This is a genomic window from Novosphingobium sp. 550D (assembly GCF_057401885.1).
In genome coordinates this window covers 174,482-191,091 of record NZ_CM171613.1, presented here as the reverse complement: position 1 = coordinate 191,091, position 16,610 = coordinate 174,482, and the positions used below count along the sequence as shown (strand labels likewise).

17 protein-coding genes are annotated in these 16,610 nt (G+C 62.3%); 7 read left to right on the top strand and 10 right to left on the bottom strand.

Features of this window, described 5'->3' with window-relative positions:
• Positions 1–50 precede the first annotated feature (50 nt).
• Complete coding sequence (gene mutS / locus AC2S2E_RS00900; protein ID WP_486523403.1) at positions 51–2,657, top strand: DNA mismatch repair protein MutS; 2,607 nt, start codon at positions 51–53, stop codon at positions 2,655–2,657.
• 48 nt (positions 2,658–2,705) lie between these two features.
• Complete coding sequence (locus AC2S2E_RS00895; protein WP_486523402.1) at positions 2,706–2,900, top strand: hypothetical protein; 195 nt, start codon at positions 2,706–2,708, stop codon at positions 2,898–2,900.
• Between the two features lie 3 nt (positions 2,901–2,903).
• On the opposite strand, the gene AC2S2E_RS00890 is transcribed toward AC2S2E_RS00895, so the two are convergent.
• The 5 genes from AC2S2E_RS00890 to gluQRS form a co-directional block, all read right to left on the bottom strand.
• Entirely contained in the window at positions 2,904–3,299 is a 396-nt protein-coding gene (locus AC2S2E_RS00890) for a hypothetical protein (protein WP_486523401.1), read from the bottom strand.
• Positions 3,300–3,383: 84 nt separating this feature from the next.
• Positions 3,384–4,253 (bottom strand): 3-hydroxyacyl-CoA dehydrogenase NAD-binding domain-containing protein, encoded by an 870-nt coding sequence (locus AC2S2E_RS00885; protein ID WP_486523400.1) that lies wholly within the window; start codon positions 4,251–4,253, stop codon positions 3,384–3,386.
• A 19-nt stretch (positions 4,254–4,272) separates the two neighbouring features.
• Complete coding sequence (locus AC2S2E_RS00880; protein WP_486523399.1) at positions 4,273–4,845, bottom strand: cob(I)yrinic acid a,c-diamide adenosyltransferase; 573 nt, start codon at positions 4,843–4,845, stop codon at positions 4,273–4,275.
• Between the two features lie 19 nt (positions 4,846–4,864).
• Positions 4,865–5,095, bottom strand: a complete 231-nt coding sequence (locus tag AC2S2E_RS00875; protein WP_476104446.1) for a hypothetical protein — start codon at positions 5,093–5,095, stop codon at positions 4,865–4,867.
• 21 nt (positions 5,096–5,116) lie between these two features.
• On the bottom strand, positions 5,117–5,974 hold the full coding sequence (gene gluQRS, locus AC2S2E_RS00870; RefSeq protein ID WP_486523398.1) for a tRNA glutamyl-Q(34) synthetase GluQRS: 858 nt from the start codon (positions 5,972–5,974) through the stop codon (positions 5,117–5,119).
• Positions 5,975–6,093: 119 nt separating this feature from the next.
• On the opposite strand from gluQRS, the gene AC2S2E_RS00865 reads away from it, so the two are divergent.
• Positions 6,094–6,702, top strand: a complete 609-nt coding sequence (locus AC2S2E_RS00865; RefSeq protein WP_486523397.1) for an HNH endonuclease — start codon at positions 6,094–6,096, stop codon at positions 6,700–6,702.
• 31 nt (positions 6,703–6,733) lie between these two features.
• Positions 6,734–7,402, top strand: a complete 669-nt coding sequence (locus tag AC2S2E_RS00860) for an MOSC domain-containing protein (protein WP_486523396.1) — start codon at positions 6,734–6,736, stop codon at positions 7,400–7,402.
• On the opposite strand, the gene rpoN is transcribed toward AC2S2E_RS00860, so the two are convergent.
• Positions 7,399–8,910 (bottom strand): RNA polymerase factor sigma-54, encoded by a 1,512-nt coding sequence (gene rpoN, locus AC2S2E_RS00855; protein WP_486523395.1) that lies wholly within the window; start codon positions 8,908–8,910, stop codon positions 7,399–7,401. The two genes, AC2S2E_RS00860 and rpoN, sit on opposite strands and share 4 nt — an antisense overlap.
• Positions 8,911–8,936: 26 nt before the next feature.
• Entirely contained in the window at positions 8,937–9,722 is a 786-nt protein-coding gene (lptB, locus tag AC2S2E_RS00850) for an LPS export ABC transporter ATP-binding protein (protein WP_476104263.1), read from the bottom strand.
• Positions 9,723–9,933: 211 nt separating this feature from the next.
• On the opposite strand from lptB, the gene AC2S2E_RS00845 reads away from it, so the two are divergent.
• On the top strand, positions 9,934–10,347 hold the full coding sequence (locus AC2S2E_RS00845) for a hypothetical protein (protein ID WP_486523394.1): 414 nt from the start codon (positions 9,934–9,936) through the stop codon (positions 10,345–10,347).
• A gap of 85 nt (positions 10,348–10,432) precedes the next feature.
• Positions 10,433–11,779 (top strand): TldD/PmbA family protein, encoded by a 1,347-nt coding sequence (locus AC2S2E_RS00840; RefSeq protein ID WP_486523393.1) that lies wholly within the window; start codon positions 10,433–10,435, stop codon positions 11,777–11,779.
• Between the two features lie 57 nt (positions 11,780–11,836).
• Here AC2S2E_RS00840 and ppa read toward each other — a convergent pair whose 3' ends face one another.
• The 3 genes from ppa to AC2S2E_RS00825 form a co-directional block, all read right to left on the bottom strand.
• Positions 11,837–12,376 carry an inorganic diphosphatase gene (ppa, locus tag AC2S2E_RS00835; protein WP_476104260.1) on the bottom strand — a complete coding sequence of 180 codons (540 nt, stop codon included), beginning with the start codon at positions 12,374–12,376 and terminating at the stop codon, positions 11,837–11,839.
• Between the two features lie 147 nt (positions 12,377–12,523).
• Positions 12,524–13,171 (bottom strand): DUF1345 domain-containing protein, encoded by a 648-nt coding sequence (locus AC2S2E_RS00830; RefSeq protein WP_486523392.1) that lies wholly within the window; start codon positions 13,169–13,171, stop codon positions 12,524–12,526.
• A gap of 18 nt (positions 13,172–13,189) precedes the next feature.
• Positions 13,190–15,148: a M61 family metallopeptidase gene (locus tag AC2S2E_RS00825; RefSeq protein WP_486523391.1), complete on the bottom strand. Its 1,959-nt coding sequence runs from the start codon at positions 15,146–15,148 to the stop codon at positions 13,190–13,192.
• Between the two features lie 155 nt (positions 15,149–15,303).
• On the opposite strand from AC2S2E_RS00825, the gene hisS reads away from it, so the two are divergent.
• Positions 15,304–16,608, top strand: coding sequence for a histidine--tRNA ligase (gene hisS / locus AC2S2E_RS00820; protein ID WP_486523390.1), 1,305 nt, complete (start codon positions 15,304–15,306; stop codon positions 16,606–16,608).
• The last annotated feature ends 2 nt before the right edge of the window (positions 16,609–16,610 follow it).

Genomic DNA, 16,610 nt, shown 5'->3' with positions numbered 1-16,610 from the left:
CGTGGGTTGAATGCATTCCAATGCAACGATTCTACGGCTAACCCATCATCATGAGTGAGAAGAACACCCCCCAGACCGTGACGCCGATGATGGCGCAATATCTTGGCCTAAAGGATAAGGCCGACGGATGCCTGCTGTTTTATCGCATGGGCGATTTCTTCGAGCTGTTTTTCGAGGATGCGAAATTGGCGGCGCAGATTCTCGACATTGCGCTGACCAGCCGGGGCGAACATGGCGGGGCGCCGATTCCGATGTGCGGTGTGCCGGTCCATGCCGCCGAATCCTATCTGGCGCGGCTGATCAAGGCCGGGTGCCGCGTCGCCATCGCCGAACAGGTCGAAACCCCCGAACAGGCCAAAAAGCGCGGCGGATACAAGGCGCTGGTCATGCGCGACATCGTGCGATTCGTGACGGCGGGGACGTTGACCGAGGAAGCCTTGCTGGAACCGCGCCGCGCCAATGTGCTGGCGGCGGCGTGTCTGCTGCGTGAAAAGGTGGGCGTGGCGGCGGTCGATATTTCGACCGGGCGGATGGAATTGGAAGAATGCGATCCCGAAAACATGGGTGCGGCTCTGGCCCGTCTGGGGGCCAGTGAAATCATCGCGCCCGAAAATTGGGGCGAGGCGCCGTTCGATTCGATCCCGCGTGAACCCCATGAATTTTCCAGCGAGGGCGGGGCCGAGCGTCTTTGCGGCATTCACGGCGTGGCAACGCTGGACGGGTTCGGCACATTCACGCGGCCCATGCTGGCGGCGGCCTGCGGCTTGCTGGCCTATCTCGACCATGTAGGGCGGGGTAAATTACCGTTGCTGCTGCCCCCGGTCGCCCGCCACGGCGAGGCGCATATGGCGATGGACGAGGCAACGCGGGCCAGTCTGGAAATCCTGCGTTCCTCCACCGGCAATCGCGCGGGCAGTTTGATCGAGGCGGTGGACCGCTGTGTCACGGGCGCGGGTGCGCGGCAACTGGCCGAGGATCTCTCGGCGCCTTTGCTCGACCGCGCCGCGATTGAGGAACGGCTCGAACTGGTCCAGTGGCTTTATGACGATGCGCTGCTGCGTGAGGATCTGCGCGGGCAGTTGCGCAGCCTGCCTGATGCCGGGCGGGCGCTGGGCCGCGTGGTGGCGGGGCGCGGTTCCCCGCGTGACCTGGGGCAATTGCGCGATGGTCTGGCGGGCGCGGCGCGGCTGGCGGGGCGTCTGGCGCGTGTGGCGGATCGTCCGACGATGCTGGATGCCTTGCTGCCTGCGCTGGTCGGCCATGATCGACTGATTGATCTGTTCATGCGCGCATTGGTGCCCGCGCCGCCGACCGAGCGGTCGCAAGGGGGCTTCATCGCCGAGGGCTATGACGCGGACCTTGATGAATTGCGCAGCACGTCAAAGGACGCCCGCGACGCCATTTCCAAGCTGGAAGCCAAATATCGCGAACAGACCGGCATTACGGCGCTGAAAATCAAATATAATGGCGTTCTGGGCTATTTCATCGAAGTGCCTGTGCGTTACGGCGACCAGTTGATGGCGCCCGACAGCGGTTTTACCCATCGCCAGACCATGGCGGGGGCGATGCGTTTCAACGCTCTGGCCCTGCATGAGGAAGCGAGCCGGATTGCCGAGGCGGGCGGCCATGCCTTGGCGGCCGAGGAAGCGCATTTTGAGGAATTGACCGCCGCCGCGATTGCCGCGCGCAATGAAATCGCCCAAACCGCCGCCGCCCTTGCCCGCATCGACGTGGCCGCAGGGCAGGCCGAGCGCGCCGCCGAGGGCAATTGGTGCCGCCCGGTAATCAGCGAAAAATGCGAATTGGCCATTGTCGAAGGCCGCCATCCTGTCGTCGAAAACGCTTTGGGCGCGCAGGGTGAGCGCTTCGTCGCCAATGATTGCACGCTCAGCCAGTTCGACCGATTGTGGCTGCTGGGCGGGCCGAACATGGGCGGTAAATCGACTTTTCTTCGTCAGAATGCGCTGATCGTCCTGTTGGCGCAGGCGGGCGGGTTTGTGCCCGCACGCGCCGCCACGATCGGCTTGGTCGACCGCCTGTTCAGCCGTGTGGGCGCCTCGGACAATCTGGCGCGGGGGCGCTCGACCTTCATGGTTGAAATGGTCGAAACCGCTGCCATCCTGCAACAGGCCACCCCGCGCAGCTTTGTCATCCTTGACGAAGTGGGGCGCGGCACCAGCACCTATGACGGCCTTGCTCTGGCATGGGCGGTGGCCGAGGCGGTGCATGGGGTCAATCGCTGCCGCTGCCTGTTTGCCACGCATTACCATGAACTGGCGCGGTTGGCCGATTCGTGTGAGGCCTTGACGCTCCACCATGTCCGCGCGAGAGAATGGAAGGGTGATCTGGTCCTGCTGCACGAGGTGACGACTGGCCCTGCGGAAAGCTCTTTCGGTTTGGCCGTGGCGCGTTTGGCGGGCGTTCCGGGGCCGGTGGTGTCCCGCGCCAAATCGGTGCTGGCGAAACTGGAAAAGGGGCGGGCAGAAACCGGGGGGATTGCTGCTGGGCTTGGCGATCTGCCGCTGTTCGCCAATGTGGTGGAGGAGGAGCCCAAGGGCGATCCCTTGCGCGAAAAGCTGGCCGCGCTGGATATTGATGCGCTTTCGCCGCGCGATGCTTTGGGCTGGCTTTATGAATTAAAGCGCGAGATCGGTTAACCAGTTTTGCGGCGGGAGGTTTAACCGTAACCTGTGTAAACCTCCCGCATGCTTCCTTTCGGCCCCCGCCTGACCACTGTTTTTGCCAGTCGCTGGAAGGCTTTGTTCTGGGCGGCCGGGGTGATGGTGACGGCCTATTTCACGGCCAGCGAGGCGCGGCATGACGGCCGCGCCGACAGTGCCACCGCCCCGGTGGAGCAAGCATCGGCGAGTGGCAATTCAACCTCGCCCTGGGCCAAATAGGCCCTATTCGCGCGCGGCGGCGGGGCCGAGCGAGCCTTCCTCGTCGTCATCATTGCGCTCGCCGCGATAGGCATCCATGTCGATCCGGCCCGATGCTGTCATATCGTGCATGTGGTCGACCAGATCCTGAACGTCGTCCTCCATGTCGCCGCTCGTCACCTTCCGGCTGTCATCCAGCACATATTTGTCATCGGCAAGATGGAGCGCGGCCTCGCCATATTCCTGCGCCTGCGCGGGCTCATCATCCTGCGAGACATTGTTGGTCTCGGGCGGGGGCACGTCGGTCAGGTCGGGCAAATCGGGCTGGGTCTGGGGCGGCTGGGGCACCTGCGGCTCGATGGCGGGCGGGATCTCGGGCGAGGGCGTGTTGGGAACGGGGTTTTCCGGTGTGCTGGCCATGGCGTCTCTCCTGTTGCGCCCGAAAGGACGTTGCCAACAGTAAAGCCGCCGGGGCCATCAGAGGTTCCCTTGCCGCGATGCAATTCAGCGCGTGGGGACGGGCGTTTCGCCGCTGTAGTCATAGAAACCGCGCCCGGTCTTGCGGCCCAGCCATCCGGCCTCGACATATTTTGCCAGCAGCGGGGCGGGGCGATATTTGCTGTCGCCCGTGCTGTTCAACAGGATGCGGGTGATTTCAAGGCAGGTGTCCAGCCCGATAAAATCGGCCAGTTCGAGCGGCCCCATCGGATGGTTCAGCCCCAGTTTCGCCCCGGTGTCGATATCAACCACATTGGCCGTGCCCGCGCCCAGCGTAAAGGCCGCCTCGTTGATCAGCGGCATCAGGATGCGGTTGACGATAAAGCCGGGTTCATCCTGCGACAGCACGACCGTTTTGCCCAATCCGGTGGCGAATTCGCGGGTGGTGGCAATGGTTTCGGGGCTGGTGGCAAGGCCGGGGATGATTTCGATCAGCTTCATCACCGGCACGGGATTGAAGAAATGCAGCCCGATGAAGCGGGCCGGATCGGGCGATTGGGCCGCCATACGGGTGATCGGGATCGAGGAGGTGTTGCTGGCCAGAATCGCGTCCGCGCCCAGCACCTTACCAGCCGCTTCAAAGATTTTGGCCTTGATGTCTTCGCGCTCGGTGGCGGCCTCGATGATGAAACCGGCCTCGCCCATCGGCGCATAATCGCCCACCGGCGTGATGCGCGAAAGCGTGTCTGCGGCGTCCTGCGCGGTGATCTTTTCCTTGGCGACAAGGCGTTCCAGCCCCTTGCCGATCTTCGCCTTGGCCTTTTGCGCCAATTCCACCGACACATCGGCCAGCAAGACGCCATGGCCAAAAGCGGCAGCCGTCTGCGCAATGCCCGAGCCCATCTGGCCCGCGCCGATCACACCCACAATCGTCATCGCATCAACCCCTTTGCGTTCAGGCGCTGCGGCTGGCGCCCGGCACCCACAAAATATCATCGGCGCCATTGTTATTCAGAGCGCGCGCCAGAACAAACAGATAATCCGACAACCGGTTGATATAGGCCAGAGCGGCTGGATTAACCGGCTCGGCGGCGGCCAGCGCGGTACAGGCGCGCTCGGCACGGCGCACGGCGGCCCGCGCAATATGGGTGCGCGCCGCGCCTTCCGATCCGCCGGGCAGGATGAAGCTGGTCAGGGGATTGAGCGCCTCATTCACCGCATCGATCGCGCCTTCCAGCCAGTCGACCTGTGCCCCGACAATGCGCAGCACCATCGGTCCCGGCGCGAAATCTTCCCCCGGTGTGGCCAGATCCGCGCCCAGATCGAACAGGTCATTCTGAATCCGCAGCAAAGCGTCGCGATGCGCCCCATCGACCGCCACCACGGCAAGCCCCAGCGCGCTATTGGCCTCGTCCACGCTGCCGATGGCTTCCATTCTGGCGGCATGTTTGTCGACGCGCGATCCATCCACCAGCCCGGTCGTGCCCTTGTCGCCGGTGCGGGTGTAAATCTTGTTCAGCTTGACCAAAGTCTTGTCCTGTTTGCGATTACCGGGCCGTGGCCAATAGCACCGCAACCACGATCACCGCCAGAGCCTGATATTTGATGCGGGCGAACATCATTTCGTTCTGCTTTAACTGCATCGGGCTGGGGCCAATGCCCGACCCGCTTTCCAGATCGCTGCGCGTGGTGTTCAAAAAGGCGACGATGCCCTTGACCAGGCTGACCAGCACGAAACCCATGGCCACCACAATCACCGGAATGAGAACATATTTCAGCATCGCCCTTCTCCCACCTTGTTATGGGGCGCAGCCTATGCCTGTTGCCAGCGAAAGGCCAGCGGGCAGATGGTGGCGCCGCAGATCATCGACCAGTTTGCGCCCGTCCACCCCGTCCCGGCGCATGTCGGACAGCGAAGGGCTGCCCCGCCGTTTGGCCAGTTTGCGCCCGTCGCCTTCAACAATCAGGCCGTGGTGATACCATCGCGGCACGGGCAGATCGAGCAGCGCCTGAAGCAGGCGATGCACATGGCTGGCCGCGAACAGATCGGCCCCGCGCGTGACCAATGTGATGCCATCGGCCGCATCATCCATCGTCGCGGCCAGATGATAGGATGCCGGAGCCTCTTTCCGCAGCAACACGATGTCGCCAAAGATTTCGGGCGTTGCGGCCTGAGGCCCGGCCAGTTCATCCTCCCACACCAATGGCCCTGCCATCGCCGCCGCCCGCGCCATGTCCAATCGCCAAGCCGCGCCTTCGGGATCGACATCACGCCCCCGGCATGTGCCCGGATAGATCAGCCCGTCCGGCCCATGCCGCGTCGCCGCAGCCGCAATTTCCGCCCGCGTGCATCGACAGGGATAGAGCAGGCCCAGCCCCCGCAAATGATCCGCCGCCACGCCATAGGATGACAGGCGCGAAGATTGCCACACCACCGGACCATCCCAATCCAGCCCCAGCCATTGCAGATCCGTCAGCATTTCCTGCGCCAGTTCGGGGCGTGAACGCGCGGCGTCAATATCCTCTATCCGCAGCAGGAATTCGCCGCCGCCATGGGCCTTGGCGCCGTGGGCCAGATCATGCGCGACGATGGCGGCATAGGCATGGCCAAGATGCAGCAGGCCATTGGGGCTGGGGGCAAAACGGGTTCGGATCATCGCGCGCAACATGTATGTGGATATTGCCCTCTGGCAAGGCTTGACCTTGGCGAAAAGACGGTGTTGATTACGCCCATGATTTGTCGCCAAACCGTCATTCATGCTTGTTATCAGGAGCCATGCTCAACGCGGAGCTGATAGAGCGCGCGGCCCGGTTCCGCAGCGCCGGGGAGGATCCCTCCCGCCATTTGAGCGATTGTCCCGCATTGGTGTTGAACGCGGACTTTACTCCGCTCTCTTATTACCCCTTAAGCCTCTGGCCATGGCAGACCGCGATCAAGGCGGTGTTTCTGGAAAGAGTGGACATTATCGCCAGTTACGAGCGCGAGGTGCATTCCCAGAATTCGGCGATGCAATTGCCCTCGGTCATCGCGCTGCGGCAATATGTGCGGCCTTCGGAATTTCCCGCTTTTACCCGTTTCAACGTTTTCCTGCGGGATCGGTTTTCCTGCCAATATTGCGGCAATCCGCATCAATTGACCTTTGACCATGTGCTGCCCCGGCGGCTTGGCGGCCGCACCAGTTGGGAAAATATCGTGGCGGCCTGTTCGCCGTGTAATCTCAAAAAAGGCGGGCGAACCCCGCGTGAGGCGCATATGCCGCTTCTGACCCACCCTATCCGCCCGACCAGTTGGCAATTGCAGGAAAGGGGGCGGGCCTTCCCTCCCAATTACCTGCACGAAACATGGCGCGACTGGCTCTATTGGGATGTCGAACTGGAGGCGTGAACGGCCATTGACGAGGGCTGGAGCTTGCCTCATGACTTTGACGATGAACAGCTTTTCCACCCCCATCCTTGCCGTGATGACAGGCACCGCCACCCGTTTCCGCGACGCCGATGAACATAGCGCGATTGCGAAGCGCCCGGTCGACGGCCCGGTTCGCGTGGGCTTTCTGGGGATTGAGGGCGATGAACAGGCCGACCGCAAACATCATGGCGGCCCGGACAAGGCGATCCACCACTATGCCTTTGACCATTATCCGGCGTGGAAGGGCGATCTGGGCGACCACGATCTGTTGAATGCGCCGGGCGGGTTTGGCGAAAATATCTCGACGCTGGGCCTGACCGAGGATCAGGTTCTGCTGGGCGACCGTTTCCGTTTGGGCAGCGCCTTGATCGAGGTCAGCCATGGCCGTCAGCCGTGCTGGAAACTGGGCCATCGTTTCGGCCACGCGCCACTGGCGGCCAAGATCGTCAAGAACCTGCGTTCCGGCTGGTACTATCGCGTGATCGAGGAAGGCGTGGTGCAGGCGGGCGATCAACTGGTTCTGGTCGAACGCGGGTTGGCAGACTGGCCGGTGTCGCGCCTGTTCCATGTGCTGATCGGCGGGGGGCACAAGGCGGATCCTTCGGTCCTGCCTGACCTGGCCGCGATGCCGGCGCTGGCGCAGGCGTGGCGGGGGCGTGCGGCGGAACTTTCCGCTTAACGCTTCCCGCTCAGGGCCTTTTGGCGCCGCCGCTGAACCGAGGAGCCAAGCCCGATCGCCTCGCGATATTTGGCCACCGTGCGGCGGGCCAGTTCAAAGCCCTTTTCTTTCAGCAGATCGACCAGCGTGTCATCCGACAGGATCTTTTTGGGATCCTCATTGTCGATCAATTGCTTGATTGCGGCCTTGACCGCCTCGGCCGAAACGCCTTCGCCATCGGAACCCGAAACGCCGCTGGTGAAGAAATATTTGAGTTCAAAGGTGCCGCGCTCGCACATCAGATATTTGTTGCTGGTGACGCGGCTGACGGTCGATTCGTGCAATCCCACCGTTTCGGCCACGGCGCGCAGGGTCAGCGGCTTCAACTGGCTGACCCCTTGGCGGAAAAAGCCTTCCTGTTGGCACACCAATTCGCTGGCCACTTTCAGGATCGTCTTCTGCCGCTGGTCCAAGGCTTTCACCAGCCAGTTGGCATCGGCCAGCTTTTCCGACAACCAACCGCGATCCTCCTTGGCCGCGCTCTTGCCCTTACACGCCCCGCGCATTTCCAGATAATAACTGCGGTTAAGGATCAGCTTGGGCAGGGTGGCCTGATTGAGCGCAACATTCCAGCCGCCATCGGCGCGCGCCGTAATCAGGATGTCGGGCACCACAGGCGCGGCCACCCCGCCGCCATAGCGCAGCCCCGGCTTGGGATCGTAACCCCGCAATTCGGCCAGCATGTCGGCGAAATCTTCTTCATCCACGCCGCACATCCGGCGCAGGCGCGGCAATTCGCCGCGGCCGATCATCTCCAGATTGTCGATCATGCGCGCCATGGCCGGGTCGTAACGGTCCGCCTCGCGGGCCTGAAGCGCAATACATTCCGACAGGCTGCGCGCGCCAATGCCGGTGGGGTCAAGCGATTGGACCAAGGCCAGCGCGGCTTCGGCCTCGTCCATCGATACCTGAAGGTCGATGGCAATTTCGCGCAGGGGCATGGCCAGATAGCCTGCCTCGTCCAATTGATCGATGATGAAACGGGCGATGAAGCCCAGTTTGGCATCGCGCGCCACCGCGCCGATCTGATCGTGCAAATGCTGGGCCAGTGTTTCATCGCCGGCGCCATATTCCTCCATCGCGGGGGCTTCGCCGCCGCCGGAGATCTGCGCCTCGCCCTCAAAGGGTTGTTCATAGCGTTCTGGCGGGGCGTCGCCGGTGTCGCGGTCAATGTCCAGCGTTTCGGCATTGATGTCGAGGGGACGATCTTCCTCGGCCCGCCCTTCGCCGATCAATTGATCGCAGGGGGATGTTTCAAGGCTGGTGCGGCGTTGATCCGGTTCGATGGTTTCAACCGGGGGCGGGGCCGCCTCGCCGATTTCGAGCAGCGGGTTGGCGTCCAGCGCATCGCCGATGAACGCCTCGATTTCCAGATTGGACAGCGTGAGCAGCTTGATCGCCTGCTGCAATTGCGGCGTCATCACCAGCGATTGCGTCTGGCGAAGGTCGAGGCGCGGCCCCAGCGCCATGATCCTTTATGCGCCCCCTGCTGGCATTACAGCGTAAAGCCTTCGCCCAGATAGAGCCGCCGCACGTTTTCATCGGCCACCAGCGCTTCGGGGCTGCCCGCGAACAGCACTTGCCCGCCATAGATGATGCAGCCGCGATCACAGATTTCCAGCGTTTCGCGCACATTGTGGTCGGTGATCAGCACGCCGATGCCGCGCTGTTTCAGATCATGCACCAGATGGCGAATGTCCGCGATGGAGAGCGGATCGATGCCCGCAAAAGGTTCGTCCAGTAGCATGATCGAAGGCTTGGCCGCCAACGCGCGGGCGATTTCGGCGCGGCGGCGTTCACCGCCCGACAGCGCCATCGACGGGCTGGAGCGCAGGCGCGTCAGGCCGAATTCTTCGAGCAGCCGTTCCAGTTCGCCCGCCCGCGTCGCCGGATCGGGTTCGACCAGTTCGAGCACGGTCGAAATATTCTGCTCCACCGTCAAGCCGCGAAAGATCGAGGTTTCCTGCGGCAGATAGCCAAGGCCCAGAATCGCGCGGCGATACATCGGCAGATTGGTAATATCGATCCCGTCGAGCAGGATGCGCCCGGAATCCGGCCGCACCAGCCCCATGATCGAATAGAAGCACGTCGTCTTGCCCGCGCCATTGGGGCCAAGCAGGCCCATGACCTCGCCCTTGGCCACCTCCAGCGAGATGTCGGTCAACACCGCCCGCTTGTCATAACTTTTGGCGATGGACACCACCTGAAGCCCGGAAAACGAGCCTTGTGGGTCGGACTGTCGGCTGGTCTGGCCAGCATCGGGGGCGATTGTCTGCGTCATCTTTTGGCATTTTAGGCGCGGCAGAGGCAATCGGCAAGGGTGATGCGCCCGATTGGCAGGTTTCATGCATGGCAAAATGCAATGCACCTCGGTTCGGCGCTAGGACAAATCGTCCTATCCCGGCGCGGGTGAATGCGCTTGATCGATCGGGGTATCGATGATTTACTCGTACTAAAGGCTAATGGGCCGTGGAAGTTGGGGAGAGGGCCATATGGCCAAGGCACGCGTTGAAGCGATTGCCCGTATTGCGCCGCGCAAAGCGCGCCCGATTCCCCGCACCAGACGGGGGGAGGCGATGCTGGACTGGCGTAAGCGGATCAGCGATCATATCGCCTATGCTCTGCTGGTTTATACCGGATTGCAGATTTTCGTGACCATTGCCGCCCTGCGTGAAGGCAGCGCGTCGGTTTTGCCGGGGCTGGCGCTGGTCGTGCTGGTCGCCGGGATCATCCCTGCCTGTCGCCAGATGGAGCGGCGATGGACGCGGTTGAGCGATGCCGAAGCAGGTGATCCGGCCCGCGCGCCGGCCTTCTACCGCGACCGGGCGTTGGTGTGGGGGGCGGCCATTGGGTTGCCCTTTATCGTCACCGGGGGCTTTCGCCTGCTGGCCATGATGGTGGGGTGATGGTCGTTGCTCTTGGGCGGGCGGGATTGTAGAGCCTGCCCCTCGCGCGAAACTTTGCGCCACCTCAGGAGCTTGCCAGAACACCATGCTTACCACGCTTCAGGCTCAGGAAAGGGCGCAAGCCCTTGTCGAACGCGCGCGCAAGGCTGGGGCCGATGCCGCCGACGCGGTCTATATCGCCGATGCCTCGGAAAGCGTTTCGGTCCGTTTGGGCAAGCTGGAGGATGTTGAGCGTTCCGAGAGCGAGCATATTGGCCTGCGCGTCTTTGTCGGGCGGCGCTCGGCCTCGATCGGCTCGTCGGATCTGTCGGATGAGGCTTTGAGCGAACTGGCCGCGCGCGCGCTGGCCATGGCGCAGGGCGCGCCCGAAGATCCCTATGCGGGCCTCGCGCCGGAGGAATTGCTGTTCAAGGGGCCGTTCCCCGATCTCGATCTGGTCGACAGTGGCGAACCCAGCCCGCAGGCATTGCGCGCCCTTGCCGAGGAGGCCGAGGATGCCGCACGTGCCGTCGCGGGTGTTACCAACAGCGAAGGCGCAGGCGCGTCAAGCGGCGGGGCCGTTATGGCTCTGGCGACCAGCCATGGTTTCGCGGGCGCCTATGCCGCCACCAGCCGTTCGATTTCGGCCAGCGTCGTGGCGGGCGAAGGTAGCAATATGCAGCGCGATTACGCCGCCCGCATGGCGCGCCACCGTGAGGATCTGATCTCTCCGTCCGAAATCGGTCAGCAGGCAGGTGAGCGCGCCGTTGCCCGACTTAATCCGGGGCGGATGAAGAGCGGGCCGATGCCGGTCGTGCTGGATCCGCGTGTGGGCGGATCGCTGGTGGGGCATCTGCTGGGCGCGATGTCGGGTGCGTCCATTGCGCGGCGCGCCAGTTTCCTGATCGGGCGATTGGAAGAGCAACTGTTCGACAGCGCGGTGCGGATTGTCGATGATCCGTTGCGCCCGCGTGGGTTTCGTTCGCGTCCGTTCGATGGCGAAGGTTTGCAGACGGCTGCACGTGACGTGGTGCGTGACGGGCGCATCACCGGCTGGCTGATGGAATGCGCGTCGGCGCGGCAATTGGGCCTGACGCCGACGGGCCACGCCGCACGCGGGGGCAGCGGGGCGCTGGGCGTCGCGCCGGGCAACCTGCATCTGGCGGCGGGCAGCCTGTCAGTGGCCGAACTGATCGCGGATATCGAGGATGGCGTCTATGTGACCGAGTTGATCGGGCACGGCGTCAATGGCGTGACCGGCGATTACAGCCGGGGCGCGTCGGGCTATCGCATCATTCGGGGCGAGATTGCCGGGCCGGTGGCCGAATTCACCGTGGCGGGCAATTTGATCGACATGTTCAAGGGGATGACCCCGGCCAGCGATCTGGAATGGCATCGCACGATCAACGTGCCCACGATCCGGGTCGATGGCATGACGATTGCCGGAGATTAGGCGCGCGGGAGACTGGACAAAGAAAAAGGGGCGGTTTGACCCGCCCCTTTCGCATTCTCAGGCCTTCTTGCCGGCCTGATAGCGTTCGATCGCTTCGGTCACGATCTGGCGCGCTTCGGCGGCATTGCCCCAGGTGCCCACGCGCACCCACTTTTCGGATTCCAGATCCTTGTAGTGGGTGAAGAAGTGTTCAACCTGCTGCGCGATGATGTCGGGCAGGTCTTCCTTTTCCTTCACGTTGGCATAGTAAGGGAAGGTCTTGTCGTCGGGAACGCAGAGCAGCTTTTCGTCGCCGCCGGCTTCGTCCTCAAGGTTGAGCACCGCGATCGGGCGGCAACGCACAACCGAACCGGGCACGAAGGGCGAACGGGCCACCACCAGCGCGTCAAGCGGGTCGCCATCGGGCGAGAGCGTGTGGGGCACAAAGCCATAATTGGCGGGATAGCGCATCGGCGTATGCAGGATACGGTCCACGAACAGCGCGCCCGATTCCTTGTCGAACTCATACTTCACAGGTTCGCCACCAGTGGGAACCTCGATGATGACGTTCAGGTTGTCAGGCGGGCTTTTGCCGACCGAAATTTTGCTGATGTCCATGGCACCGTCATTTTTATATGTGAGCAACACCGCCCCTTGCGGGTGTCGCGCAGGAATCTGCGGGGAAAGCCCTAGCGGTGGGCGTATTGCATTGCAACAGCGGTGCGGTCTTAATACCTGTAAACTTGCGCCCAATTGGTTAAGTGTTCAGCTGCCCGCTGTGACATTGATCGTAAAAGCCAGAACGATCAGATTGTAGAAAAACGCCAGCGCGCCATGGACTGTTGCCACGCGGCGCATGCGTTGGGTGGTGATTTCAACGTCCGATGTGGCAAATGCCATGCCAATGGTCAGAGAAAAATAGAAAAAGTCCCAAAAATTAGGACAGTGCTGTGCCTCGCCCTCTTCGGTTGTGGGGAAGCGCAATCCGCTTTCCTTATTTCCGCCGTAATAGAGATGGGCATAGTGCAGCGCATAAATAAGGTTCGAAAATATCCATGCGATAACCAGACTGGCCAGAATAAGGGCCAGCGCCACCCCTTTGGCATAACCGATGTCGCCGCGGGCATGAGGCAGATCGACAAAGAGCGCGGTGACGATCACCAGCATGATCAACGCGCTGATCACCAGCACGGCAAAGCGATTGGCGTCATTCTGGCGCGCGTGCAGGCGCATCTGGGCATGGGAATTGTCGCGCGATAGCGGCCAGAGCGAGGCGATGAACACCAGCGCGCCCAGATCGAACCCGCCCAGCACCGCCTGACCCCATCGCAACCCTTCGAACGCCAGCAGGCCCGTGCCCAATGCAAAGAGGCCCAGAAACCATGAAAAACGTGCGGGCAGCATCCACCGCATACCCGCACGCCTTTTCATTTACTTCGCGCCCGGACGCTTGGCCGAGAGCAGCAGGTCAAGGCCAGCAGGCTCCTTGCCTTCGACCGCCTTTTCCAGCCACGGATAGCGAAGGCCGTCGTGATAGTTCAGCACCATGGTCGCCACCTTCTCACCGCGCTGGGTGACAAGAGTGATGGGCTTGTCATTGCCCTTGGCGGCGGTGATCGCGGCCTTCATCGCGTCCTCGCTATAGGTCGCGCCATTGATGGCGACGATCTTGGTGCCCGTCACCAGCGCAGCGTCGAACGCGGGGCTGTTCCAAAGGGTCGAGGTCACCACGCCTTCACGGTTCAGCACGATGCCCAGCGAATGGGCAAGGCTGAGCACCTTGGCCGAACCGAAACGGCCCTTGTCATAGGGATTGGGCGTGTCCTTCCACACCAGCTTGTACCCGGCCTTTTCGATCCCCGCCAAGGGGGCGGGCTGACCGGGCTGGTTCATATGCTTGTCAAGGAAGGCTTCCCAATCATAGGGATAAACGCCGTTGAGGGCGGCGGCCACATCCTTGAAATTATAGGTGACTTCGCCCCAATCGCCGTTCTTGATGCCAAAGAAGGCCTTGGCGAAATCGTCCAGCCCCTTCTTGCCCTTGGTGCCTTCGCGAATGATGCCATCGGCCTCCAGCCACATCAGCGCGCCTTCGGTGTAATAATCCTCGTTGCGGTTGATGCTGGCATAGGGCTTGGCGCGGCGGCCCGAAATGACCGGGTCGAACCCGGTGTCCTCGACGCTGCGCCAATCGCGGCCCGCCCATTGGGTGAACATGCCCGCATTGGCGGCAAAGGCGCCCAGGATCGATTCTTTGGTCTGAATGCCCGAACGCGCGGCCAGAACATAGCCCCAGAACTGCGTCTGACCCTCGTAAACCCACAGCAGGTTGCCCTGCATCGGCTGGCGATAATCGGGGGTCCACAGCTTGTCCGGGCGGCGGAATTTGCCGTCCCAGCTATGGGTGAATTCGTGGGAAATCACATTGCGCGCCCAGTCCAGATCCTTCCAGTCGGTCCAGACCTTGGGCATCATCGCGTTTTCCGAAGAACGGTGATGTTCCAAACCAATCCCGCCCATCCGATCGGTCAGCGCCAGCAGGAAGTCGTAATGGTCGAAATGGAACGAACCGAACGTCGCCCATGCTTCGTCCACCAGCGCCTTATAGGTGGCCAGATGTTCGGGCTTGATGTCGAGCAATTCGGGTTTATCGGCCACGACATTCATCGCAACCCCATGGCCAAGGTCGAAACGCTTGAAATTGACGCCCGCGAAAATGGGCGAATCGACCAGAGCTTCATAGTCGATGACATCCCACGTCACCTTGTTGCCGCTCACCTGCTTGCCATCCAGAGCGGTTGCCACCTGCCATCCTTCGGGGAGGGTGACGGTCGGCTTATACTTGATCTGGCGGGTGTAATAGCCGGCGGGGTACAGGCTCATCCGGTCCCATTGCAGGTTGAGCATTTCGGGCGTCATCGTGATGCGCCCTTCGCTGCTGGCCAGAGGCGAGGTATGGGCGAATTTGGCCACGACCGATTTGGCGCCTGCGGGAACGTCGATGTGAAAGGCAAAGACTTCGGTCGGATCGCGCCACCAATGCAGCAGCTTGCCATCGGCATAGAATTTCACATCGACCAGTTGGTCGATCGTGCCGCGCGGATTGTGCCCGCCCGGAACCCATTGCGGCAATTGCAGGATCAGGCTTTTCGCGCCCGGCGCCACCGGCACATTCTGGGTCACGCGGTAAATGCCGCGCGCGATGTCGGTAGCGTCAATGTCCAGCGCAATGGTGCCGCCCGGATAGGGCACATCCTTGGCATCGGGCACGCCCTGTACCACCGGGATGGCCGTGGGGGCGGAACGCTGCGCCATGGCCGGGGTGGAAACGAGAAGAGCGGCGGAAAGGCCCAGCGTGATCCGGGCGCGTACATTCAGGCGTTTTGTCATGGATACACTTCATGGCGCGAAGATCGGCCGCCAGCAAGAGGGGTGAACACGATATTTACCCCTTTGTCAGCATCGGCGTTTTTCCGCCCGATTGCGCCTCGCTTTCGACAGGAAGGGCTTCACCTTGGCCGCGCCAATGTATAGGGGGGCCAGACATGAGCAAGCCCCAGATCGAAACGCCGCAGGCCATCCGCGGCACCCAGGACATTTTCGGCGCCGATGCCGACGCTTTCGCCTTTGTGGTGGAAACGTTCGAGCGTGTGCGCAAACTGTACCGGTTCCGCCGGGTGGAAATGCCGGTTTTTGAAAAGACCACGGTGTTTTCGCGCAGCCTTGGCGAGACGACCGATGTGGTGTCGAAGGAAATGTATTCTTTCGAGGATCGCGGCGGGGAATCGCTGACCCTGCGCCCGGAATTTACCGCCGGTCTGGCGCGCGCCTATCTGACCAATGGCTGGAAGCAATATGCGCCGGTGAAGCTCGCCACGCATGGCCCGCTGTTCCGCTATGAACGCCCGCAAAAGGGCCGCTATCGCCAGTTTCACCAGATCGATGCCGAGGTGATCGGGGCGGGCGAACCCACCGCCGACGTTGAACTGCTGGTCATGGCCGATCAGTTGCTGAAGGAACTGGGGATCAGCGAAGGCGTAACGCTGACGCTCAACACGCTGGGCGATGGGGAAAGCCGCGAAGCGTGGCGCGCGGCGCTGATTGACTATTTCCGCGCGGTGAAGGGCGAATTGTCGGAAGATTCGCAGGAGCGTCTGGAAAAGAACCCGCTGCGCATCCTCGATTCCAAGGACCCGCGTGACAAGGCTTTCCTGCCCAATGCCCCGCGCATTGACGATTATCTCTCGGCCGAGGCGCAGGACTTCTTCGCCGCGGTCACGGGCGGACTGGATGCGGCGGGCGTGGCATGGACGCGCAACGGCGCGCTGGTGCGCGGGCTGGATTACTATCGCCACACCGCGTTTGAATTTGTGACGGATCGTCTGGGCGCGCAGGGCACGGTGCTGGGCGGCGGGCGTTACGATGGCCTGATGGAAAGCCTTGGCGGCGCGCCGACGCCTGCGGTCGGCTGGGCCGCGGGTGTTGAGCGGCTGGCGATGCTGGTGTCGGGCGAGGGCCTAATGGCCGAGGATCGCACCGATGTTATTGTCGTTGTTGAGCATGATGGTTGCTTACGCTCTGCAATCCAATTGCTAGCGATGCTCCGCTCGAGCCATCTGTCTGCTGATCTGGTCTCAACGGGATCGCCCAAGAAGCGGTTCGATAAGGCAGCGCGGATGTCTTCAAACATGATGATCACCCTCAACATGGTGGATGGCGAAGTGAGATCGAATCAACGACAGCAAGTCGGCCCTGATGGATTGTTTACTGAAGATCAGAAGCGGGTTTGGAGAGGTGCGGTCGAGGTGCTCCAGCAATGGAACGCCCGGAGCATGGTTGGCTATCGCTGATC